The 21851-nt window shown below is 52.0% G+C and carries 16 protein-coding genes and 3 pseudogenes; 13 read left to right on the top strand and 6 right to left on the bottom strand.

Annotation, left to right across the window (positions count from 1 at the left end):
• Positions 1-16: 16 nt before the first annotated feature.
• Positions 17-1441, bottom strand: coding sequence for a 3-isopropylmalate dehydratase large subunit (gene leuC / locus JO375_RS16775; RefSeq protein WP_229525536.1), 1425 nt, complete (start codon positions 1439-1441; stop codon positions 17-19).
• Positions 1442-1962: 521 nt separating this feature from the next.
• Positions 1963-2076 carry a YjcZ family sporulation protein gene (locus JO375_RS16770; RefSeq protein ID WP_229525535.1) on the bottom strand — a complete coding sequence of 38 codons (114 nt, stop codon included), beginning with the start codon at positions 2074-2076 and terminating at the stop codon, positions 1963-1965.
• 409 nt (positions 2077-2485) lie between these two features.
• Here JO375_RS16770 and JO375_RS16765 point away from each other — a divergent pair, with 409 nt between their 5' ends.
• The 7 genes from JO375_RS16765 (at position 2486) to hydF (ending at position 10658) form a co-directional block, all read left to right on the top strand.
• Positions 2486-2851, top strand: a complete 366-nt coding sequence (locus tag JO375_RS16765) for a Na-translocating system protein MpsC family protein (RefSeq protein WP_229525534.1) — start codon at positions 2486-2488, stop codon at positions 2849-2851.
• A 131-nt stretch (positions 2852-2982) separates the two neighbouring features.
• Positions 2983-5148: a formate dehydrogenase subunit alpha gene (gene fdhF, locus JO375_RS16760; protein WP_229525533.1), complete on the top strand. Its 2166-nt coding sequence runs from the start codon at positions 2983-2985 to the stop codon at positions 5146-5148.
• On the top strand, positions 5145-5774 hold the full coding sequence (locus JO375_RS24585; protein ID WP_322098749.1) for a 4Fe-4S dicluster domain-containing protein: 630 nt from the start codon (positions 5145-5147) through the stop codon (positions 5772-5774). Before fdhF ends, JO375_RS24585 begins: the two co-directional genes overlap by 4 nt.
• A 32-nt stretch (positions 5775-5806) precedes the next feature.
• Positions 5807-7312, top strand: a complete 1506-nt coding sequence (locus tag JO375_RS16740; protein WP_229525532.1) for a [FeFe] hydrogenase, group A — start codon at positions 5807-5809, stop codon at positions 7310-7312.
• A gap of 70 nt (positions 7313-7382) precedes the next feature.
• Positions 7383-7973, top strand: a complete 591-nt coding sequence (locus JO375_RS16735) for a 4Fe-4S dicluster domain-containing protein (protein ID WP_229525531.1) — start codon at positions 7383-7385, stop codon at positions 7971-7973.
• 56 nt (positions 7974-8029) lie between these two features.
• Positions 8030-9418 carry an aspartate ammonia-lyase gene (locus JO375_RS16730; RefSeq protein ID WP_229525818.1) on the top strand — a complete coding sequence of 463 codons (1389 nt, stop codon included), beginning with the start codon at positions 8030-8032 and terminating at the stop codon, positions 9416-9418.
• Positions 9405-10658 carry a [FeFe] hydrogenase H-cluster maturation GTPase HydF gene (hydF, locus tag JO375_RS16725; RefSeq protein WP_229525530.1) on the top strand — a complete coding sequence of 418 codons (1254 nt, stop codon included), beginning with the start codon at positions 9405-9407 and terminating at the stop codon, positions 10656-10658. The genes JO375_RS16730 and hydF overlap by 14 nt, the downstream gene beginning before the upstream one ends.
• 115 nt (positions 10659-10773) lie before the next feature.
• Here the strand turns inward: hydF and hydG are convergent, their stop codons facing one another.
• The 3 genes and pseudogenes from hydG to JO375_RS16710 all read right to left on the bottom strand — a co-directional run.
• On the bottom strand, positions 10774-12186 hold the full coding sequence (gene hydG / locus JO375_RS16720) for a [FeFe] hydrogenase H-cluster radical SAM maturase HydG (RefSeq protein ID WP_229525529.1): 1413 nt from the start codon (positions 12184-12186) through the stop codon (positions 10774-10776).
• Between the two features lie 50 nt (positions 12187-12236).
• Entirely contained in the window at positions 12237-13295 is a 1059-nt protein-coding gene (gene hydE, locus JO375_RS16715) for a [FeFe] hydrogenase H-cluster radical SAM maturase HydE (protein WP_267497732.1), read from the bottom strand.
• 306 nt (positions 13296-13601) lie between these two features.
• Positions 13602-13763 (bottom strand): annotated as a pseudogene (locus JO375_RS16710) (alkaline phosphatase); the annotation flags it as partial.
• Positions 13764-13843: 80 nt separating this feature from the next.
• Between JO375_RS16710 and JO375_RS16705 the strand changes: the two are divergent.
• Positions 13844-14761: a LysR family transcriptional regulator gene (locus tag JO375_RS16705; RefSeq protein ID WP_229525528.1), complete on the top strand. Its 918-nt coding sequence runs from the start codon at positions 13844-13846 to the stop codon at positions 14759-14761.
• A 189-nt stretch (positions 14762-14950) separates the two neighbouring features.
• Here JO375_RS16705 and JO375_RS16700 read toward each other — a convergent pair whose 3' ends face one another.
• Entirely contained in the window at positions 14951-15772 is an 822-nt protein-coding gene (locus tag JO375_RS16700) for a carbon-nitrogen family hydrolase (RefSeq protein ID WP_377570325.1), read from the bottom strand.
• Between the two features lie 219 nt (positions 15773-15991).
• On the opposite strand from JO375_RS16700, the pseudogene JO375_RS16695 reads away from it, so the two are divergent.
• From JO375_RS16695 to JO375_RS16675, 5 genes and pseudogenes are all read left to right on the top strand, one after another.
• A pseudogene (locus tag JO375_RS16695) lies at positions 15992-17173 on the top strand (aminotransferase class I/II-fold pyridoxal phosphate-dependent enzyme).
• A gap of 342 nt (positions 17174-17515) precedes the next feature.
• Positions 17516-18622: a glutamate 5-kinase gene (gene proB, locus JO375_RS16690; protein WP_229525527.1), complete on the top strand. Its 1107-nt coding sequence runs from the start codon at positions 17516-17518 to the stop codon at positions 18620-18622.
• 12 nt (positions 18623-18634) lie between these two features.
• The gene (locus JO375_RS16685) at positions 18635-19927 is read left to right on the top strand and encodes a glutamate-5-semialdehyde dehydrogenase (RefSeq protein ID WP_229525526.1); all 1293 of its coding nucleotides are present in this window, start codon (positions 18635-18637) and stop codon (positions 19925-19927) included.
• A gap of 38 nt (positions 19928-19965) precedes the next feature.
• Positions 19966-20832, top strand: a complete 867-nt coding sequence (gene proC, locus JO375_RS16680; RefSeq protein WP_229525525.1) for a pyrroline-5-carboxylate reductase — start codon at positions 19966-19968, stop codon at positions 20830-20832.
• Positions 20829-21816 (top strand): annotated as a pseudogene (locus JO375_RS16675) (RuBisCO large subunit C-terminal-like domain-containing protein); the annotation flags it as partial. The gene proC and the pseudogene JO375_RS16675, both read left to right, overlap by 4 nt.
• Positions 21817-21851 lie beyond the last annotated feature (35 nt).

The following is a 21851-nucleotide window of genomic DNA, read 5'->3' as shown; positions in this document are numbered from 1 at the left end:
AATTCCTCCCCGTATCCTAGCGGACTACTGCTTCCTGCTTGAATTTCCAATCCCGTACATCAACAAAATGTCCATGAATCGCCGCAGCGGCTGCCATTGCCGGGGATACGAGGTGAGTTCGCCCTCCGCGTCCCTGACGACCTTCAAAGTTGCGGTTAGAGGTCGATGCACAGCGCTGTCCCGGTTGAAGTACGTCCGGATTCATCGCAAGACACATGCTGCATCCCGCTTCACGCCACTCAAAACCGGCTTCCTTGAAAATAACGTCCAGCCCTTCCTGCTCAGCCTGAATTTTCACACGACCCGAACCTGGTACGACGATTGCCGTTACTCTGTCGGATACCTGGTAGCCTCTGGCAACCTCGGCTGCAGCACGCAAATCTTCAATCCGCCCGTTTGTGCAGGAACCGATAAACACATAATCAATCGCAATCTCCGTCATCGGAGTGCCTGGCTTCAAATCCATATATTCAAGCGCTTTTTCAGCCGCTTTGCGTTCATTTTCCGTCGGCAATTCTGCCGGAATCGGTACGTTCGAAGAAATATCTGTACCCATGCCCGGGCTGGTGCCCCAAGTCACTTGCGGAATTAAAGTATCTACATCAAACTCCAGCACGGTGTCAAACTCAGCGCCTTCATCTGTTACAAGCTTTTTCCACTCAGCAACTACCTGCTCAAAAGCAGCTCCTTGCGGTACATGCTCACGTCCACGCAAGTAATTGAAGGTCGTTTCATCTGGTGCGATCATGCCGGCTCTAGCTCCGCCTTCTATGGACATATTGCACACCGTCATGCGCTCTTCCATGCTCAATTCACGGATGGACTCACCTGTGTACTCAATAACATAGCCTGTAGCGAAATCAGTACCATATTTAGCAATAACGCCCAGAATCATGTCCTTTGCTGTTACACCCGGTTTGCGGCAACCGACAAAACGAACTTCCATCGTTTTGGCCTTGGCCTGCTGAAGACATTGCGTCGCCAGTACATGCTCAACCTCGCTTGTTCCGATCCCAAACGCAAGCGCCCCGAATGCGCCGTGTGTGGACGTATGGCTGTCACCACAAACAATCGTTTTCCCCGGGTGAGTCAGACCAAGCTCAGGTCCCATCACGTGAACGACACCTTGATCAATCGTATCCAGATCATACAATGTAACACCGAAATCCCGGCAATTTTGAGTCAATGTATCAATCTGCTGCTTGGAAATCGGGTCCGTAATATTGTAGCGATCTTTTGTCGGTACGTTATGATCCATCGTCGCAAACGTAAGCTCTGGACGGCGCACCTGGCGCCCGCTCAGACGAAGTCCCTCAAACGCCTGCGGCGAGGTTACCTCATGTACCAAGTGAAGATCAATGTACAAAATGCTCGGCTTTCCCGCTTCCTGATAGATGACGTGGTTATCCCAAATTTTCTCGAACATGGTCTTTTTACTCATCAATATTCACCCCTGTGTTTTCGAACCTAGTGGAGAGAAGCTCTACAGTTCTCTCTTGGATGTCAACAATATACCACGACATATCTGATTGGTCTAAGATATGATATCTATAGAAGTGATAGCCTTGACCTATAAGGCTGCAAAATCTATTCTCTACTATTACGATCTCGGTCTTCTTGTTTACGTTTGGTGTCTAATAACCTATCGATCACTCCTCTATATAAATTATCATATACAGACATATGTTCACTATTAAGATTACAAAAATAAAAAAAGTTCTGCCGACCAATCAAGGTTAACAGAGCTTTGCAATTTATGTAGCGTATGTGATAAAGCTAAAGCTTGATTTGAAGATGGAAATCTTTTTTCAAGCCGCATTTTATACGAAAAGAGTTTAAAAATATTCCCCAGCCGGCCATTAAAGGTTGGCTGGGCTTTTGGTTATTCCAATAAGTGCAACGGGCTATTATGGCAAAATGAGTCAAGTAGAGCGGTAGGAATCAGCCGTTCTTTTCACAAAATTAAACCCAAAATGCTTTAGTGATGATAACCAAGAGGATAAAGAGCACCAAAATTGCCGCTGTAGAAGTCCACATACCGCCGCCGTATGCACCTGTACCTTCATATCCACTCATGGCCTTAACCTCCTTTACTTGTTCTACTCTTTAATATATGTATAAACATATTCTGTGGTAGGGCATTCCGGCAAACAAATAAACACCCCACCAGCGTACCAGTAGGATGCCATCGATGCTTTCGAATTACATCATGCTCCTTCCGTATGTGTTGTTATAAGACTGATAAAATCGAGATATTTTGTAAATCTTTTTGATTATAAAACATCTCTAAGTAAAATTTTGGTTAGGTGTAATGAATTTCACATCTTTCCGGGTCAACCTGTTCTAACATAAAAGTGTGATACGCCGTGCTGGGCAGACCACGAAGTGGACGGGACGGTTACATCCCTTTTCAGCATAAGCCGCACCGGCTGTCCGGCATGCGCGGCAAGTACGCTTTTATTTTGATTCGAAGCGGAGTGTCCAGATGTTGAATACCGAATGGGAATACCGTGAGCGCATAAGGAAGCTAGCTGTATGCATTGTTAAGCATTATCGGGGCAAAGGACCGGATAACGTCAAGGTTTCACTGGATTCACCGCTCCGGATTACGGTAGAAATTCGCGGCACCTTGTCCAACCTGTCCGAAATTCTTGTTCATGAAGGGGCCGAGGAGAAGGTCAAGGAATATTGGAACGTCCTTCGGCCTTATCTGGAAAAGGAGTTTATGAGCGAAGCGGAAAAAACAATTGGCAGTCCCTTCATTTACACCTGGGAGGTCTGTCCCTCCGTTCGTGGAGAAGGACACATTATCATTACTCTTGAACTAGAACACATACACCGGTTGGATTAGCAGGAAGGGGCTTGTCTCCTCGCCCGCGGATAAGCCAGTACAGGATACAGCGTAAAGCGGTATTTTTTGTATTGGCTTTTTTTCGTATTACGAGTTTCATCTATTTCATATAAAAAAGAGGTGCTCTACACATGGCAGACAAGGTATTAACGGTATGTCCCTACTGCGGAAGCGGCTGTAATCTTCATTTGCTGGTAGACAATGGACAGGTAGTTGGCGCAGAGCCGGCTAATGGTCGTACAAATGAAGGTACAATGTGCCTGAAAGGACACTATGGATGGGATTTTCTGAATGATCCGCAGATTCTGACTGCCCGCTTGCGCAAGCCCATGATTCGAAAGAATGGAGTTATGGAGGAAGTGGAATGGGAGGAAGCCATTCAATATACAGCCGAACGGCTGTCGGCAATCAAGGAGAAATACGGACCTGACTCCATCATGGGAACGGGCTCGGCGCGCGGTCCGGGAAACGAAGCCAATTATGTCATGCAAAAGTTCATGCGGGCGGTCATTGGCACGAACAATATTGACCATTGTGCCCGTGTATGTCATGGCCCTTCCGTGGCAGGCTTGACTTACTCTCTCGGAGATGGAGCCATGTCCAACTCGATTCCTGAAATTGAGCATTCTGATCTTATTTTCGTGTTTGGCTATAATGCACCTGAAACGCATCCGATCGTCGCCAGACGCATTGTAGCTGCCAAGCAAAGAGGGGCCAAAATTATTGTATGTGATCCGCGCATGACTGAAACCGGACGCATTTCAGATATGTGGCTGCCTCTAAAAGGCGGCTCGAATATGGCTTTGGTTAACGCTTTTGGTCATGTGCTTGTACATGAAGAACTGTATGACAAACGGTATGTAGAAGCCAATACTGAGGGCTTTGCCGAATATGTGGACAGCATTCAAAAATATACTCCCGAATATGCGGAAGGCATTACGGGAGTCAAGGCGGCTGACATCCGGGCGGCAATGAGGGAATATGCCAAGGCCCCGACCGCTACAATTCTGTACGGAATGGGCGTATGTCAATTTTCACAGGCCGTTGACGTGGTAAAGGGACTCGCTTCCCTTGCCCTGTTGACTGGAAATCTGGGCAAGCCGAATGTAGGCGTCGGACCCGTGCGTGGACAAAACAATGTGCAGGGCTCCTGTGACATGGGTGCATTGCCGAATGTGTATCCTGGTTATCAGGATGTTACGGATACTGCGGTTCGCAAAAAGTTTGAAAAAGCATGGGGTGTCGAGCAGTTGCCGCGTAAAAAAGGATATTCCCTTACAGAGGTGCCGCACCTCATCCTGAAGGAGAACAAGCTGAAGGCTTACTATATTTTTGGCGAGGACCCTGTGCAAAGTGATCCGAACGCCGCCGAGCTGCGTGAAGCGTTAGAACAACTGGAATTTGTCGTGGTACAGGATATCTTCATGAACAAAACGGCGCTGCACGCCGATGTCATCCTCCCTTCTACCGCCTGGGGCGAGCATGACGGTGTATATTCTTCGGCAGACCGCGGCTTTCAGCGCATCCGCAAGGCCGTGGAGCCGCAGGGCGATGTCAAACCAGACTGGGCCATTATTAGCGAAGTGGCTACTGCCATGGGCTACCCGATGTCCTATGCAAACACAGAGGAAATTTGGGATGAAATGCGAAGCCTCTGCCCCTTATTCGCTGGTGCTAGCTACCAAAAAATGGAGGAGCAAGGCGACGTGCAATGGCCCTGTCCTACAGAGGATCATCCTGGCACTCCGTATTTGTACAAAGGCAATCAATTTTCCACGCCTAGCGGCAAAGGCCGTCTGTTCGCCTGCGAATGGCGTCCACCTCAAGAACAGCCGGATGCCAAGTTCCCGCTTGTCTTATCTACCGTTCGCGAGGTAGGACATTATTCCGTGCGCACCATGACCGGCAATTGCCGTGCGCTGCGCCAGCTGGCTGATGAACCGGGCTTTATTCAGATTAGCCTGCAAGACGCAGCCGATCTGAACATTCTCGATGGCGAAATTGTCGCGATCTCCTCCCGCCGGGGACACATTATGGCACGGGCACAAGTCAGTGACCGCGTACAGCAAGGTGCGACCTACATGACCTATCACTGGTGGGTTGGAGCATGTAACGAGCTGACCGCTGATTTTCTCGATCCGGTATCCAAAACCCCGGAATTAAAATATTGCGCCATCCGGCTGGAACGGATTGCCGACCAAGCGCAGGCCGAACGTGATGTACATGAATCGTACCAGCGGATTCGCAGACAGATGAATGTCCATGAAGCCGTTTTGGCTGATAAGGTGACAAGATGAGCGGCGCACGAAACACGCTGAACCGTTCGACGGGCAGAATGGGAGCAGCCGACAGAACAAACGCTGTCGCCTCCTCCTTCGTAGTCGCAGACGCCGGGCACTGTATTGGCTGCAAAGCCTGTGAACTGGCCTGCTTCGCCGTTCACAGCCAGGCGGGCGGTACAGGCGCATCGGTCGGAACCGTCAGCGTGCCCGTCGTACCCAAGGTATATGTGGTACGCACCGGAAATGCATATGTGCCTGTGCAATGCAGGCATTGTGAAAATGCCCCTTGTGCGCATGCCTGTCCGGTTCAGGCCATTCGTCAGGAGGACGGCGTGGTCATGATTGACGAGGAGCGCTGCATCGGCTGTACCTCCTGTGTTTTGGCCTGTCCCTTCGGGGCCATCGAGGTGGCTCCGGTCTACCGGGCAGGACGCGTTGTAACGCAAGCCGGCTTGACTCGCCAGGTAAATCGGACCGCCCTCCCCCGCACCGCTGCCAGCAAATGCGATTTGTGCGCAGAAACAGCTGACGGACAGCCTGCATGTGTAGAGGCCTGTCCGAATCATGTGCTACGGCTGGCCAAAGGCGTATCCGATCCGTCTCCAGCGCGTCGTCGGGAAGTCTATTTCCCACGCTTGTAAGGCCAAAATCAGCCGCAGAAAGGTAGAAAGCCATGTCAACGACAAAAGACAAGAGCTCGTCCCCTCCTTGTATGGAGACGACTGATCATACAGACCCTGTCATTCATATCGACCCTACGTTATGCACTGGTTGCAGACGCTGTGCGGGAGTTTGTCCGGTAGGTGCCATAGAGGGATTGCCGGGAGAACCGCAAACCGTGAACGCTGACCGCTGCGTTTTTTGCGGTCAATGTGTACAAATATGCAGCGTATATGCATCAGATTGGGCAGATTCATCTCCACAGGAAGCCGCCGTCAGACGGCACACACGTTTGCGTGAGCGCGACATGCCTGCCGACATCGGTGAACCGCTGTTCGCAGCCTATTATAGCTATAGTCTGAACAAGGTAACGAACATGATGAACAAATCTGGGCAGTTGCGGATCGTCCAGTGCGCTCCAGCCATTCGCGTGTCGCTCGCGGAGGAATTCGGCATGCCGTTCGGCACCCTGACGCCGGGCAAAATGGCCGCTGCCCTTCGCCGCCTCGGCTTTGATCGGGTATATGACACGAACTTCGGCGCTGACGTGACCATCATGGAGGAAGGCACCGAGTTGATTCGCCGCGTAACCGAGGGAGGACCGCTGCCGATGTTCACTTCTTGCTGTCCGGCGTGGGTTCGTTTTGCCGAGATTGAATATCCCGATCTGCTGGACCATCTGTCCAGTTGCAAATCGCCGATGCAAATGGTGGGCGCGCTGGTCAAAACCTATGGTGCACAGCTGGACGCGGTAGAGCCTGCAAATATTTATAGCGTCGCGATCATGCCATGTACCTGCAAACAATTTGAATGCGACCGCCCTGAAATGGAATCCGACGGTTACCGTGATGTGGATGCGGTATTGACGACGCGTGAACTTGCATACTGGATTAAGCAGCGCGGTATTGATTTTATGAGCCTGCCTGATGAAGAATTCGATTCACCGTTAGGACAATATTCCGGAGCGGGCACTATTTTTGGTGTAACCGGAGGAGTTATGGAGGCTGCCATCCGTACAGGCTACGAGCTGCTGACAAATGAGAAGCTGCCGAAGCTCCAGCTTGATTTTGTACGTGGCGAGGAAGGCATTCGGGTAGCAGAGGTTCAGGTGGGCGAGCTGCAGCTCAAGGTGGCGGTCGTCGCCGGCCTGCAACATGCGTACCAGCTGCTGGATCGTGTGCAGGCGGGTGAATGTGACTATCATTTTATCGAGGTCATGGGCTGTCCAGCCGGATGTATCAGCGGAGGAGGGCAACCCAAGCTCATGTTGGAAAAACACAAAATGGAGGCTTATCGTGCCCGCAAATCGTCCATTTATGGACATGATGCTGCATCTCAGGTGCGCAAATCACATGAGAATCCTTTTATCATCAAACTTTACGATGAATTTCTGGGTGAGCCGCTTGGGCATGTATCCCACCATCTGCTGCACACGACCTTTCATAAACGGGGACCCGGCAGGCAAAGCCTCAGCAGGGATGCCTCCACCGAAGGGAATAACGATTATTCACTTCACTAGTATGTAAAACACATAAATCCAGTCAACCAAAATATATTTTGTCGTTATGTTAGAGAGGAGTCGAGTTTGTATGAATCGCTTTGTTTTAGCTGATCCCGATCAATGTATCGGCTGCCGTACCTGTGAAATCGCATGCGTAATCGCACATTCGCCGGATAACCCTTTTATTTCGCCGGATGATGAGTTTCATTTTCACCCTCGCCTGAAAGTGATCAAATCATATGGAGTCACAGCACCTGTTCAATGCCGTCACTGCGAGGATGCCCCATGCGCCAACGCTTGTCCGAACGGGTCGATTACGAACGCAGACGGCTGTATTCTCATTAACAGCGAAACCTGCATCGGTTGTAAAACCTGTATGATTGCCTGCCCATATGGCGCAATTACGATGGTCCCCCAATATAGAGACGGGCAGCCTGTCGTGCAAAACGGGCTGTACACCAATTTGTCAGGACGTTTGCAGCCCAAAGAACGGATGATTGCCAGCAAATGTGATCTGTGTGAAGGGGTGGACGGCGGTCCGGCCTGTATCGGAAAATGTCCAACCCAAGCGCTCAAGCTGGTCGATCCAGATCTGATTCATGCCCGGGTTGAGGAAAAACGGGCTGCAAGTGCACGTCAGCTGCTGCATATGACGCGCATTCCGGCGACGGGTCTATGATTCCGTCTTCTCATCAGACCAAAGATACACGTACCGAACGGGATGCGTTAGGACACATGGAAGTTCCTGCGTATGCCTTGTACGGGATTCACAGTGCACGCGCCATGAACAATTTTCCGGTCAGCGGCAGGCCCGTGAACCGGAAGCTGATTCATGCACTTGTATTGGTAAAAAAGGCAGCCGCGCAAGTGAACGGTGAGCAGAAGCGGCTGTCCGCCCAACGTGCAGCTGCCATAATAAAAGCCTGCAACGAGTTGCTTGCCGGACGGCACGATGATATGTTCACCATTGATGCCCTGCAAGGCGGCGCAGGCACCAGCACCCATATGAATGTGAATGAAGTCATTGCGAATTTGGCTATCATGCAGCTTGGAGGCCAGCCCGGACAATATGAGCTAGTGCACCCGCTGGATGATGTCAACTGCTGCCAGTCCACGAATGATGTCTATCCCACAGCGCTCAGAATTGCGGCGATCCGGCTGCTTCGGCCCTTATGCGATGCCATGTCTTCGTTACAGGCGACTTTGCAGCAAAAAGAAACGGAATATGCCGACCTGCTCAAGCTGGGCCGCACACAGCTGATGGATGCCCTGCCCATGATGGCCGGGCAAGGCTTCGGCGCCTACGCCAAAGCCATCGCACGTGACCGCTGGCGGCTCTACAAAGCCGAAGAACGGCTGCGGGAAATCCCGATTGGCGGCACGGCCATTGGCACAGGTATGAATGCGCCTCGCGCTTACAGCTATCGAATGGTAGAACAGCTGGCGGACGAGACGGGCTTGGGGCTGTGTCGCAGCGACCACCCGATGGACCCGATTCAGAATATGGATGTCTTCGTAGAGGTATCGGGCCTGCTCAAATCCGCCGCTGTAAACCTGCTCAAAATATCTGGCGATTTTCGCTTGCTGGCCTCTGGCCCTTTTGGCGGTATCGGTGAATACACACTGCCTCCGGTCCAGGCCGGCTCGTCGATCATGCCTGGCAAGGTGAATCCGGTAATGGCCGAAATGGCCGGATTAACAGCAATGCGCGTAATAGCAGAAGATGCTGCTATTACGCTGGCCGCTGCCTCCGGACAGCTAGAGCTGAACGCGTTCCTGCCCCTTATTGCCGAATCCCTGCTGGAATCACTGCACATTCTCAGCAATGCCGTTCGACTGTTCGAGGAGCGGTGTGTACGCGGCCTGGCCATAGATGAAGCACGCTGCACTGCCAATCTGAGCAACTCCGCTGTGATGGCCTCCGCGCTGGTCGCGGAGCTTGGTTATGATGAAGCTGCCTCCATTGCTTCAGCTGCCATAGCCCAGGGTTGCACGCCACAGGATATTGCAGAAGCTCGCGGCCTGCTGACACGCTCGCGTATTGACCAATTGTGCCATCCCTATACCGTAACCAAGCCCGGAATTCCGGGGCAGGAAGAAGGAACTCACTATGGGAATGAATGATACCCCTCGCAGCAACCGGCCGCATATCGTCCTGCTCGGCCGCCGCAACGCAGGCAAGTCCAGCATTTTGAACGCCCTGACCGGCCAGTCCGTAGCCGTGGTATCTCCTATAGGGGGAACAACCACGGACCCGGTTTTTAAGCCGATGGAGCTGCTCCCTGCGGGACCTATTGTTCTGGTGGATACCGCCGGACTGGACGATGAAGGTGAGATCGGGGCGCTGCGACGTGACAAAACGCTACAAATACTGAACAGTACGGATTTGGCTCTGCTGGTTGTCGACGCCACGGCTGGAGTCAGTTCCTTCGAGCTTGAACTGCTCGACAAGCTCCGCACCAAAAAGATTCCCGTCATCGGGGTATTAAACAAAGTAGATACCCTGAGTGAATCTGATCAAATGATCATAGCGCTGGAGGCTAAGCTGGATCTCACCCTGATTCCTTTTAGCGCTTCCATGCTTTGGGGAGATACGGAGCTGAAAAAGGCCATCACCGGTACCCTCCCCCAAAATGAGGATCGTTTCCGCATTGTCGGTGATCTGCTGTCACCTGGAGATGTTGTCGTATTGGTCGTTCCCATCGACAAAGCTGCCCCGAAGGGACGATTGATCCTCCCGCAGCAGCAAACGATCCGCGATACGCTGGAGAGTGACGCCATCGCAGTCGTAACCAAAGAGCATGAATTACGGTTAACATTGGAACGATTGGGACAGAAGCCTCGTTTGATCATTACCGATTCGCAGGTTTTTATGAAAGTAGCGGCAGATACACCTAAAGATGTGCCGCTTACCTCCTTTTCCATCCTGTTCGCCCGACATAAAGGTGATCTTGACGAACTGGTGCGAGGAGCAAGAGCCATTGAGCATCTCAAGGACGGAGACCGGGTACTCATTGCCGAGGCCTGTACGCATCAGTGCCAGTCGGATGATATCGGCCGTGTAAAAATTCCCCGCTGGCTCCGTCAAACGATAGGTAAACGCCTCATCATCGAGCATGCATCCGGTCCCAGCTTTCCTGACGATCTGAGCGAATATGCTTTGGTTATTCATTGTGGAGCCTGCATGCTCAATCGGCGTACGATGCTTCATCGGCTCTCGGAAGCGAAAGCCGCAGGGGTACCTATTGTGAACTATGGCGTTTTTATTGCTTATGTACAGGGGGTCTTCCCACGTGCCATTGAATGCTTTCCATCCGCTATGCTGGCATGGGAGCAGGCCACTGGTGCTAGCTGCTATACTTGAAAAGTCCTGAAATAATGTTTTCTCATTTCCCTATATACACATAAAGCAGCCGCGTTGGCGCCCAACGCGGCTGCTTCTTGCTTTCCGTCCTATTATTTCAATTATAATGAAATTGCTAAAAATACAAATCCCGCTCGCCCGCTTCCAGCCGTTCCAGCCTGTCAAGTGTCAAACGGCGCGTCGATTCACGCGGTATACGCTCCAGATTCTCCCGCAGCGCAGCTGCTCCCAGCTCACGCGCTTCCTCGTCCCCATAATCCAGCAGATATTCCTGAAAGGTCAGCAGCGAATTCGGCTGGCACACATTGTGAATCTGCCCGGATTTGGCAAGCTCCATAAAGCGATCTCCGGTTCTTCCCTCACGGTAGCAGGCTGTACAGTAGCTCGGCATATATCCGCCGCGACACAGACTTTTAATAATTTCGACCGGAGAACGATGATCCCCGACCTCAAACTGCGGCTTGTCATTCGTCTCTTGTCTTGCATATGCCCCAACACCGGTAGCGGAACCAGCACTGATTTGGGATACACCCAAACCAATGACCCGGTCCCTGAATTCCGACTCCTCGCGTGTAGACAGGATCATTCCCGCATAAGGTACAGCCAGCCGAAGAACCGCCACAATTTTCATAAAATCCTCGTCACTCACCAAATACGGATAGCATTCCGGGTCCACATTTTCAGCCGGACGTAGCCGCGGAACCGATACCGTGTGCGGGCCGCAGCCAAACACTTCCTCCAGGTGCTCAGCATGCTTGAGCATCGCGATGGTTTCATAGCGGAAATCGTACAAACCGTACAACACACCGATCCCCACATCATCTATGCCTGCGCGCATGGCCCGGTCCATGGCAGTGGTATGCCAATCATAGTCCCGTTTGGGTCCTTGCAGATGATATTTGCGATAGCTTTCACGATGATACGTTTCCTGGAATAAAATATACGTACCGATCCCGACCTCCACAAGCTTGCGGTAATCCTCCTCCGTCGTTGCGGCAATATTAACATTAACCCGCCGGATGCTCCCGTTGTCCACCTTTATATCGTAGATCTGACGGAGACAATCGACGATATAATCAATAGAACAATGGGCCGGGTCCTCCCCTGCTTCCAGTGCAAGCCGTTTGTGCCCCATTTCCTGCAGCACCCGAACCTCCTCGGCCAGTTCCTCCGGTGTCAGGCGGCTGCGGGTAAAGCTGTCATTCGTATGCTTGTAGCCACAGTATTCGCAGTTATTAACGCAGTAGTTGCTTACATATAAAGGAGCGAACAGCACAATCCGATTGCCGTAAATCTGCTCTTTAACCGCTCGTGATGATCTGAACATCTCTTCCAGCAGCTCGGGATCATCTACATGCAAAAGAGCCGCCGCTTCACTTGCATTCAGCCCCCGGCAGGCTCTGCCTTTTTCCAAAATTTCCAATATTCGCTTTCGATCCTGTGCCTCTTGCTTCCCCTGCTCCACGGCCGCCATAATCTCTGCTTCATTAATAAAATCCGCCGACAGTTTCTCCCGTACTCCACTCACGTATACCCATCTCCTTTTTTATGGTTACTGCAATGTTTCCGTCATTCGTCTTACAAAGTTTCCTGTCTCATGAACTGTCGCTGAACCCTCAAGCTGTCTCCCCGGCCCATATCCACCTCAAACCCTGCTCCTCGAATGCGTAGCTCCAGGCAATGACGGCATTGGGCAGACTCATCACCCAGGCATATTTTATTTTCGTAAATCGCATACTTGGGCCTTACCGCCAGCGGGGATAAATTGGGCATCACCACATTCGCCCCGGCCTGAAGCGCCTTTTCCCTGCCTTGAGGGTGAATGGTCCCCATCGCCGTAGACGCCGGAATAAGTGCATCCGGAGCGACCAGGCGGGACAATGAAATCATATCCAGCGCCTTTTCCATGCTTCCCTGAGTGGCATCTCTGAGCGGCGTGTTGCTATGTGGTAAAAAAGGGCCAATGCCGATCATATCCGGGTTCAGGCTGTGCAGATAAACCAGATCGTCTGCCAGCTCGCTGTTGGTCTGTCCCGGCAGCCCAACCATACATCCGGCCCCAATCTGGAAGCCGATTCGCTGCAGTGCCAGCAGACGACTGCGCCTGCTTTCTATCGTCATTGTCGGATGCAGCTTGGCGTACAAACGAGGGGAAGCTGTCTCATGACGCAGCAAAAACCGGTCTGCTCCCGCCTCGAATAACCGCTCATACGTTTCATCATCCCGTTCGCCAATGGACAGTGTCACCGCCACATCCGCAAAACGGCTTTTAATTTCCCGAATCAGTTTCGACAGCCGGGCTGTCGTAAACCAGACGTCCTCACCGCTTTGTAGCACAAAAGTTCGATAGCCCAGTTCATATCCTTCCGCGCAGCAGGCCAGAATTTCTTCCGGTCTCAAACGGTAGCGGTCTGCATGTTTGTTGGAAGCACGCAGGCCACAGTACATACAGTCCTGTCGACATATACTGGAAAATTCAATTAATCCCCGTAAAAAAACACCCTTGCCGTAACGCTCCATTTTAGTGCGGGCGGCCAGCTTGCGTAATTGAGTCCGCAGCATCGGCTCTTCATCCAGACGCGCCAGCAGCGCCGTCATTTCCGTATGCGTCCATGCCTTGCCGTCAGCCAGACGCAATAATAATTCGTCCGTGACTCATCCCTTCTTCCCTCGTCCATCTGGACTTCACTTCGTCAGCAGGTTGTACCGTACATGTATAATTTTAGCAACATCAGTGGAGATATAACGTGATTTGTTTCACAAAATATCTCATTTTCCACATTCCAGCTCTACCCTCTGCCTCAAAAAATACATAATTAACGCTGCACAGGCAAGTAACACAAAAAGAGGCCAAAAAAGCTGTCTCCTCCTTTTAGGGAAGAAACAGCTTGTGGATCGTTCTGTTTATTTTATTGGATCAAATCAACCGCGTCCATAGCAACCCTTCACTGCATCGTCAAACGAAAGCACGTCGCTATTAATACCCGTTGGATCGTTTGCATGTGCTGCCCAGTCCACTTTACTGCCTTCCACCATCAGAAAGAAACCTTTTTCGTTTTTGAACAATACACCAATGGCTTGGGTTGTCATTTCTGCCAGGCTAGGGATTGGGAATTTGATTCGAATAATGTATAATCGATCTATGACGTAATAGGTAAAGCTTATAAGATAAGGGGTCAAAATCGATGGAATTCAGACAGCTTCAGTATGCCCTGCAAATTGCAGCGGAAAAAAACTTTTCACGCGCGGCAGAAAAGCTGCACATTGCCCAGCCTTCGCTGAGCCAGCAATTATCCAAATTGGAAAAAGAGCTCGGTGTTCTGTTGTTTCAACGCAATACCAGCACCGTAGAATTAACGCATGCAGGTGCAAGCTTTGTGGAAAAGGCCAAAAAAATCGTCGATGCAGTCGAGCAGCTTCGCCAGGAAATGGACGATATTTCCCAGCTCCGCAAAGGGAAGGTCGTCGTTGGCAGTATGCCGATTACAGGCTCGCATTTACTGCCGCACGTATTGCCTGAATTCAAGAAGGCGCATCCAGACATTGAAATCGTGCTGGTCGAGGATTCTTCCATGAATCTGGAGAAAAAAACCGCCAGTGGAGATACCGATCTCAGTCTGTTGTCCCTTCCATTGGTCGAACCTTCGCTTTCCTATGTGCCGATCGGTGAAGAATGGATTGATCTCGCTGTTCCCCCGGGTCATCCCTTGGCCCTGCGTAAAAACGGTGGCCAGCCCCAGCCAGTACGTATGGAAGAGCTGAAAGACGAGCCTTTTGTCGTCTTGAAAAAAGGGCAAGGCTTTCGCAAGCTGACGATGGATTTGTGCCATCAGGCGGGCTTTGAGCCCCATGTGGTGTTTGAGAGCACCAACATGGAAACCCTGCAATCGCTCGTAGCGACAGGGATGGGGGTCACGCTCGTTCCTCGTTTTATCGCTCGGGCCGCCAGCAGCGAGTTTGTTCCGGCCTTACTGCCCTTGGCCGAACCGACACCCAGCCGCACCCTGGCTATTGCGTACCGTAACGGACGTTATCTGTCCAAAGCGGCCGAAGCTTTTATTGAAACTTTCCGGGAAACGGTCAAGCAGCTTTCACAAAAGTAGCTGTGAACACGAAAAGAACCGTTTTTCTCCCCGGCCAAAGCCAGAGAAGAAGGCGGTCCCGGGGCTACGCCCCTATCTATTGAATGGATTTGCGGTGGAAAAATGGCCTCTATAATACTCTACAATACTTCCCTGCTACAGCCTGGGCAACTGAGAGGAAATATACAGGACGGCTAAACAGAACGACGTTTATCGGTCATACATAGAAGGGCGACGATCCTCGAACACCGGGATACGCCCGCGCACATCCTGTACCAGGGCCGGCTCCAGCCCTCCCGTGATAATTTCCTCCTGTTCTCCGCCCTCGGCTATAATCTCCCCCCACGGATCAATGATGAGCGAATGTCCGAAGAAATCGGCATCTCCGCTGCGGCCTACCCGGTTGCAGGCAATGACATACATTTGATTTTCAATGGCGCGCGCAGTCAGCAGGGTACGCCAATGATGGAGCCGGGGATGAGGCCATTCCGCAGGTACAATCAGCAGATTGGCCCCGGACAAGGCCAGACTGCGGGCCAGCTCGGGAAAACGGATATCGTAGCAGATCGAGGCCCCGGCCTGAATCCCGCCGTCCAGCGTGAACAACACCTTTTCCCCACCAGGGTGCAAATATTTTTCCTCCTCCATAAGACGAAACAAATGGATTTTGGAGTAGGAAGCAACCTCGGCTCCGGTCTGGTCAAAAACGAGCATCGTGTTGTACACATGACCATCGCTTTTTTTCTCTGCGATGGACCCGGCGACCACGTTCACCTGATGAGTGGCGGCGAATGGCGCAATCCATGCCCGGGTCTCAGCCCCTCCCTCGTCCGCCAGCTCTTGAATATGATCCAAAGCATAGCCCGTATTCCACATTTCCGGCAGGACAATCAGGTCCGGCTTCTGTGCGCCTGTTACTGCCTGCTCCATTAAAGTGCGCATATGATTGCGATTTACCGCTGGATTTCCCAGTTCAATATGAGCCTGTACAAGTGCAACATTAAACGGATGTGCTTTGTGATTCGTCAACATCGTTCATCCTCCCTATAGGCCCTAAGTTTATGTTGATTGTGATCCGGCATTTTCTCCCATCATAGCCCGACCAAGCTTCGACATGCAACCGTACAGATTCAATTCCTCCTATACAACTCGGTAAAATCATGATAAATTTATCCTCAAAACGGTATAAGCATAACTTGAAAAGCTACATAGACAGCTTAAATTAACGATTCCAAAAGGTCGTGTGAATGCATGAGTCATTTTTCCATTCCCACTGCTGACGTGATGAAACAGCTGCCTACACCATTTTTTGCCACACTTGTACAACAAGTAAACCGTGAAATTGCGGCAGGGCATGATGTCATTAATCTCAGGCAAGGAAATCCGGATACACCCACCCCACCTCATATTGTAAAAGCTTTGCAGGAATCAGCGAACAATCCGCTATATCATAAGTATTCGCCGTTTCGCGGCTACGCCTTTCTCAAGGAAGCTGTAATCCAGCGCTATCGCTCGGATTATGGGGTGACGCTTGACCCGGAAACCGAGGTCGCCATTTTTGTTTGGCGGAAAAACAGGTTTGGTGCAATTGCCGCAAATCCTGCTCAATCCTGGCGATGTATGCCTTGTGCCTGACCCCGGCTATCCAGATTACTGGTCAGGTGTCGCCTTGGCTAAAGCGGAGATGTCTTTTCTCCCATTGAAGGAAGACAACCGTTTTCTACCCGATTACGAAGCCATCTCTGAAGAGGACCGCCGCCGTGCCAAGCTGATATTCCTTAACTATCCGAACAATCCGACCTCGGCAACGGCCCCGCTTTCCTTCTATCAGGAAACGGTCGAATTCGCACAGCGCAACGGTATTGTGGTTGCCAGCGATTTTGCCTATGGTGCAATCGGCTTCGACGGCGAACGTCCGGTCAGCTTCCTGCAGGCCGAGGGGGCCAAGGACGTGGGCATTGAGTTCTATACCCTGTCCAAAACCTATAATATGGCAGGCTGGCGCGTCGGCTTTGCGCTTGGCAATGCCGAAATTATTTCTATGATTAACCTGTTGCAGGATTATATTTATGTCAGCTTGTTCGGCGGCATTCAGTCGGCAGCGGCGGCAGCTTTGACGTCCCCACAGGATTGCGTAGACGAGCTGGTGGCTCGCTATGAGTCGCGCCGCAACGCTTTTTATGATACGCTTGAGCATATCGGTGGAAGGCGAGTCCCCCGAAGGGCTCCTTCTTTAGCTGGCTGCCTGTGCCGCCCGGCTATACTTCAGCCGCCTTTGCCGATTTGCTGCTGCGTGAGGCCAAGGTAGCTGTCGCTCCGGGGATCGGCTTCGGCAGCGAAGGCGAAGGATATGTGCGGGCGGGGCTGCTAAGCTCGGAAGCCAGGCTGTTTGAAGCAGCTGAACGGATCGGCAGGCTGAATCTGTTCCGTTAAGCCGTATTTTCCAGCTACAACTTCTTTGCCAAACTCGACTCTTTCGTGGTATTCTGTAACCAATATCATTTAGCGCATTGAAGGGACTATTAAGAGAGGCCCGTCCTGTTCAGAGAGTAAATTCCGATAGGCTGCAAGAATTTACCTGGATTCTCTCCCAATTCCTATCCCCGAGCGCCCTGCGCAATCAGGCGGTCCCTACCGTTAACAGGTTTAAAGTTGGATGATCATGAATCATCAATGAAGGTGGTACCGCGGAAGCTAAACTTTCGTCCTTTGCATACAAAGGATGGAAGTTTTTTTTGTATTACAAAAAGAGCACAGATTAAGGAAGTGGACGTCTTGTCAACACGTATCGTCATTAAAATCGGAAGCAGTTCCCTGACTGGAGTGGAAGGTGGCTTGAACCGGGAGGCAATCGCCTTTTTTGCCCGGGAAATCAGCTTGCTGCGTGCAAAAGGCCATGAAGTGCTGCTGGTCACATCAGGCGCAGTAGCCGCCGGGTTCCGGGAAATCGGGTACCCGTTTCGCCCCAAGCTGCTGCATGAAAAGCAGGCGGCAGCGGCCGTAGGCCAAGCTCTTCTCATGCAGGCCTATCAGCAGGCTTTTAAAGATTTTGGCCTGGTGAGTGCGCAGATTCTGCTGACCCGTAGTGACTTTTTAAGCCGCAAACGGATGAACAATGCCGGAATGACCGTCGAAGAGCTGCTGCGCCAGCAGATCATTCCGATTTTTAACGAAAATGACACCGTATCGATTGACGAATTGAAATTCGGCGATAACGATATGCTGTCTGCACTGGTCGCCAATCTGGTCAAAGCCCAGCATTTGATCATCATTACGGATACCGATGGCGTATATACGGCAGACCCGCGCAAGCATCCAAATGCTGTCCGTTTTGAGCACATTGACGAAATTACGGAAGAGATTTATGCACTCGCCGGAGGCTCCGGGTCAGCGGTAGGAACCGGCGGCATGCGATCCAAGATCGAAGCTGCCAAAGTTGCTACGCGCGGCGGTGTGCCTGTGTATGTCGGACGTGTCAGCGCAAACGGCGATCTGGACGCAGCCGTCGAAGGGCATGGACCGGGAACTTATTTTGACACCCACCTCTCTTCCCTGCCGATGAAAAAGCAATGGCTTGGATTTATGTCCACCCCCCTGGGGGCGGTGCATGTAGACCAAGGGGCCGAAGAGGCGTTGGTTAACGGTGGACACAGTCTGCTTCCGGTTGGCGTCCGGCGTGTGGAGGGCAGCTTTCATGCCGGGGATGTCGTTGAGGTACTGGGACCGGAAAATAAGGTGTTGGGACGCGGCATCGTCAATTATGACGATGAACAGCTGCGAATGGTACAAGGATTACCCAGCGGCGAGGTTGTGGGCAAAATTGGCCCCATTCACCGGCTTGAGGTAATTCACAGGGATGAATGGATTACATTATGCATGTAGGGAGGCCGTAAAATGAGTGAATTAACGACAAACACAGCGACAACAGAGGAAAATCAATTCAGTGAAGTACGGACCAAGGCAGCGCTTGCCAAAAAAAGTGCCAGAGCCATGAATCGGCTGACTACAGCACAAAAAAATGAAGCATTGCTCGCTATGGCTGAGGCACTGGTTAGCCATACGGAAGAGCTAATTGCAGCCAATCGTGATGATCTAGAGCGAGGCCGTGAACTGGGGACATCGGAATCGCTGCTCGACCGCCTCAAGCTGACGGAAGACCGGATCGAGGCTATTGCTGAAGGCTTGCGTCAAATTGCGGAGCTGCCTGATCCGGTCGGCGACACACTGGAGCATATCGAACGTCCAAACGGCCTGCGGATTGAGAAGATACGTGTGCCGCTGGGTGTCATCGGCATCATTTATGAAGCGCGTCCGAATGTAACGGTGGATGCGGCGGGCCTGTGTTTGAAAACAGGCAATCCGGTTGTGCTGCGCGGTGGCTCGGCGGCCCTCTCCTCCAACCGTAAAATCATTGAGGTGCTCCAGCAGGCGCTGGACACAACGGCGGTACCGCGCGAGGCGATTCAACTGATTGAGGATTCAGACCGTGCCTCCGTCAACGAAATGCTCACCTTGAACGGTCTGCTGGATGTAATCATCCCACGCGGGGGACGCTCGCTGATTCAAAATGTGGTTCAAAACGCAACCGTACCTGTCATTGAAACCGGGGCTGGCGTGTGCCACACCTTTTTGGACGCAACCGCGGATCCACAGATGGCTCAGGCCATTACACTGAACGCCAAAGTGCAAAGACCCTCTGTATGCAACTCTATGGAAACGCTGCTTGTTCACGCCGATTATGCGCAAACACACCTGCCGAGCCTGGCTGAGCGCTTTCGTGAGGCCGGGGTCGAACTGCGCGGCTGTGCACAGACACGTGTACTGGTTCCTTGGGCTGTTCCAGCCACAGAAGAGGATTTCGGTACCGAGTATAATGATTACATTATGAACGTCAAGGTGGTAGACCATCTGGACCAGGCACTTGAGCATATCGCCCGTTACGGTACGATGCATTCGGAGTGTATTGTCACCGAGGACCAAGCCCATGCCGAGCGTTTCCTTCAGGAAGTGGATGCGGCAGCTGTCTATCACAATGCCTCTACCCGCTTTACCGATGGTTTTGAATTCGGGTTTGGCGCTGAAATCGGGATTAGCACGCAAAAATTACATGCCCGCGGTCCTATGGGCCTGCCTGCGCTGACTTCAACCAAATATCGCGTGTACGGGGCCGGGCAAATCAGGAAATAATATTATAAATAAACCGTATCCTTGGAGGTTAAGAAACCATGTGTGAATCACAAACGAAGGCTTTAATTAACGAGCAAATTACGTTTTTCGGAGCAGGCTCAATGGCAGAGGCTATCATTCGCGGGATGACGGCTCGTTCCGTCGTCCAACGTGGCGGTATTACCGTCATCAACCGCAGTAATCAGGCGCGCCTTGAAGAGCTCCAGCAGCAATACGGGGTGTTGTTCCAAACAGAGGAAGCCGCGAAAACCGAGCTGCTGCGCCGTTCTCCGGTTATCGTACTTGCCATGAAGCCCAAGGATGCTGCTGGAGCACTTGGACAGCTCGGTCCGCTCCTGTCAGATGATCAGCTGATCATTTCGTTAATCGCCGGACTGTCCATTCGTACCATACAAACGCTGCTTGGCCGCAATCAGCCCATCGCACGGACGATGCCGAACACCTCCAGCTCGATTGGGCTGGGAGCAACAGGCATCAGCTTTTCCAAGGAAATCAGCGAAGTCCAGCGTAAGAATGTGCTCACCATGTTCGAGTCTGTAGGTACGGTGACTGTTATCGAAGAAGAGAAAATGGATATTTTGACCGGAATCTCCGGAAGCGGCCCTGCCTATATTTACTACTTGATGGAAGCCATGATTGCGGGTGGGATTCGTGGTGGCTTGACCCCTGAGCAAGCGCACGAGCTGACAGTCCAAACCGCGCTTGGGGCGGCACGTATGGTACAGCAGACCGGAGAGGAACCCTCTGCCCTGCGCCACAAAATCATGTCGCCTAATGGCTCGACGATAGCCGCATTGGAGACACTGGACAAAGGCGATTTCTATGAAACCGTGATTGCAGCGGTGCAGCGTTGTACCGAACGATCCCGTGAGATGGGAGCTGTACTAAAGGAGGGCATTGAGTGAGCTATTGCTTGGCGACTACCGGGTATACGATGACAAAGCCGATTTTATAAAAAGGCCCAATCTATTGCCATCGGCATGACGGTAGGCAGCTGGACCGAGCTTCCACAAGCCAGGCGGGACGGGATGCAAAAAGCATCTGGGCACGGGTTCAATCTGTGGAAGTTCATGATGGGGCCGAATCAAGCTGACGAAGCTGGGCTTCTCGGAAGCATTCCGTTCTGCATTTCCGGACCGAAATTTGGCATTGGTGGCTTGCGCGAGCGTCTCGGCGTGTATGACCGTCCTCTGCTCATGAGCATTTTCAAATCGGTGTTCGGTTTGAATCTGGACGAGCTGAGCGGGCAATTTACCCGCCAGGCTCTCGGTGGCGTTGATCTGATCAAGGACGACGGAATTTTGTTCGAAAATGCACTGACACCGATTGAAAAACGTGTCGAAGCCTGTATTAAAGCCGCCGAGTCGGCTGAGCGTGAAACCGGCAAAAGCTGCTGTATGCAGCGAATTTAACTGGACCGACCTCGCAGCTCAAGGCGCAGGCCCTCAAAGCCATCGATGCAGGTGCGAACGCACTGCTGTTCAATGTGCTGGCCTGCGGCTACGATGCGCTGCATGAGCTTGGCAGCGATCCTGCCGTCTTCGTCCCGGTTGCAGCCCCCCCTTCATTGGCGGGTGCTGTTTATCCGTCGCCGCATTATGGTATCTCGGCGTCCGTACTGCTCGGTCAGCTTATGCGGCTGGCTGGCGCCGACCTCGTGCTCTTCCCTTCTCCTTACGGCTCGGTGACGATGCCGCGGGAGGAAAACATGGCAATCCGAGATGAGCTGATCCCCCCGGAGCCGACGCTGAAGGCCAGCATGCCTGTACCCTCCGCAGAAATTCACCCCGGCCTGGTACCGTTAATTGTACGTGACTTTGGTACTGACGTTGTGGTCAACGCCAGGGGCGGTCATTCACGGTCATCCAATGGTTACCGAAGCTGGCGGAATTGATTAATGATATACCCTATTATAAAAAAACTT

The organism is Paenibacillus farraposensis, assembly GCF_020736845.1.
Classification (GTDB): domain Bacteria; phylum Bacillota; class Bacilli; order Paenibacillales; family Paenibacillaceae; genus Paenibacillus; species Paenibacillus farraposensis.
The sequence above is the reverse complement of the archived record's forward strand: the minus strand, read 5'-3'. Positions and strand labels throughout refer to the sequence as shown.